General features: G+C 57.5%; 2 protein-coding genes. Both read left to right on the forward strand.

Going from position 1 to position 2,387, the window contains the following annotated elements; translation table 11 throughout:
• The first annotated feature begins 198 nt into the window (after window positions 1-198).
• Window positions 199-888, forward strand: a complete 690-nt coding sequence (locus MOPEL_RS17465) for a hypothetical protein (RefSeq protein ID WP_009483769.1) — start codon at window positions 199-201, stop codon at window positions 886-888.
• Window positions 889-1,463: 575 nt separating this feature from the next.
• Window positions 1,464-2,318 carry a hypothetical protein gene (locus MOPEL_RS17470; protein ID WP_009483771.1) on the forward strand — a complete coding sequence of 285 codons (855 nt, stop codon included), beginning with the start codon at window positions 1,464-1,466 and terminating at the stop codon, window positions 2,316-2,318.
• Window positions 2,319-2,387 lie beyond the last annotated feature (69 nt).

Consider the following 2,387-nt stretch of genomic DNA (forward strand, 5'->3'; position numbering starts at 1 on the left):
GGTAAGAGCCGCAATTGCTCACCGGACAAGGACATCGGCAGACGTCAGAGCAAACATTCCCCCCAGGCAAGTGTCCGCCAACCACCAGCCCTGGGTCAAGCTTTGGTAAATATTTGGCCGGGTGCTCTATCGCAGAAGCTACCCGAGAGGCCACCATCGTCATAGCCGATCAGAACCGCTCGTTGAAGGTGACATCCGATGATGCACACGCGGACCCTGGCAAAGCCCCTCCTCTGCGGCACACTCGCGGTTGGAATCGCCGCCATCCCACTCACAGCTTCGGCCGATACCCCGCTGGTGCCCACAGCACCCCCACCCGCACCCACCGCCGTGCCGAGCCCGTCCGAGGGCTACCCTAAGGCCCCCTCTGATGCCGAGGCCAACCCCCGCGGCCTTCCAGGACAGCACGGCTGTATATATGTCAGAGGCATCCACTGGTCGATTTGTGTCGTGAATAAGGTTGACGACGCGACAGCCGCCAGGATCCGATCCTGGCTCCCTGGGAGCCCGACAGGAAAGTCTATTCTAGGAAACCCCGATTCATACTTGGATGATGGGCGACTCAAAGGAAAGTTCATAGGCGACCTATGCGAATCTGCGGGTGGCCAGGCCCTTCTTATCTACGGCCACGAGATCAAGTCGTACCGTCAAATCCAGTACAACGGCATGACTCGCAACTTTGATCAGATTTCGACTAAGAAAATCAATGGACAACTGAAGAAGATCTATTGGGAGGGAAAGGCAAACACGGCAGGTCGCGACGCACACGAAATGGATGTCGACCCGAAACTCTTGAAGGCAGGCTTCGAACTTCACGACTATTGGTGTGGCATCGACATCAGGACGGGCGCTCTCGGCAACATGTACATCAGCGATGACCGACTCTGAGAGTCTGGTGCGTTGAAATGGCGACGGTAGATATCTTCGTCTCCCCTCTCCCCGACGACGGGTCCGATGTCTGGGAGTACTACTTCGAGCAGCCAGCCCCAGAACCATCTCCAACCACCAGCGCTCCCTTGCTCTCCTGGGTCGAAGCTGCCGACCAAGAGATCGAGCAGAGAGGGGGGAGCGAACTGTTACTAGAGAACGGTCCCATTTCCGTTCGAGACAGGGTTACCGGAGATACCTGTTATCTGCAGCTCAACAGCCAGCTGAGCGCAGACGACAGTGAGTCGCTTAGGTCGGCCCTTGAAGGGCTGGCTCTTAGTCGTGGCTTGTTCTGCATCGACCCGTTGGGGAACATTGCTCGCCTACCTGACGGCACAAGCATTGAGTTCACATACTAGCCCTTATTAGCAGGGAGCACCGGACAACAGGGAATTCAAGGGCGGGCATCTAGCGGTTTTGGGGTCATTGACCTCTATTTAGTCCATTCGGCCCGCGCCCCGGCTTTGGAATTTCGTTGGCGCGCGCCTCGAAATGAGGCCTGCAAGAACTACTGACGTTCAGCCTAGGAGGTAGGCGTGACTAAGAAGCTGCGGACTGTAACCCTAGCGATGGCTACTTCTCTCTTAGTGCTTGTGCCTTCTGCTCTATCAAGCGCAGCCTCGCCCGGCGACGATGATGAGCACTACTCTGTCAATGGGTCACAAGTCACCCTCCACTTCGCGTCCGACAACGGGGGCGCTCCGCGAGCACCGTCTGAACGTTCGAGCGGACGCAAAGTGTCTTCGATCACTATTGTCACACCGGGTGATTCAAGCGCAACAGCGGAAAGGACCGTTTCGACTTTCGAGCAGCCTGTCGACGAAAAGACCGCTCGCAAGTTGGCGAACGAAGGCAGCAAGCCAGCCAATCCGACGAAGGACGAGATTTCCCGTGGGCTGGAAGCGGCCCGTCAGGCGGCCCTCGCTGGTGCCGCTTCTTCACCTCAGTCCGCTCAGCCTCCTGACTCATCGCCACAACCTGACGCTGCGACTCCCATGGCTGCCGCCGCGAGTGATGCGATCTTTCTGGCCTGTTCTAAAGGTGAGGGGTACAGGTCCACTCCGTCCGGGACGATGTATCTCTCCATCTACTGCGGGCACACTAATCCGCGAATTGGATTCGCCTTCATGCTCAACCAGAAGATGGTCGCCACATCCATGGGTGACGCGGAAGATACGGGCATGCGATGGACCTATAACGGCCGCGCAAAGCCAACGCTCGCTTGGAAGACTTGGAAAGCCAAGGGGGGCTATCTGACTGGCACTTTCGCACCCATTGCGGTCGATTCAGAAGTGACTTACGGCGACTCTTTGTACTATCGACTTCTGACGGCAGAGGGTACTTTCAGGGTCTTCCATACGGATATTGGCGGGGTTATCTACCCGGTCTAATATTCATGCGTGGGTCGGGACGCTGACCCCCCGTTACGTTGGTCGGGCCGCCGTAGTGATGAAGGTGGG

Origin of the sequence: Mobilicoccus pelagius NBRC 104925 (assembly GCF_000247995.1) — a bacterium.
GTDB classification, from domain to species: domain Bacteria; phylum Actinomycetota; class Actinomycetes; order Actinomycetales; family Dermatophilaceae; genus Mobilicoccus; species Mobilicoccus pelagius.

What these genes read in the sequence shown, in the direction of transcription:
- MOPEL_RS17465 (WP_009483769.1), top strand. Translation starts at nt 199, where the DNA reads ATGATGCACACGCGGACCCTGGCAAAGCCCCTCCTCTGCGGCACACTC.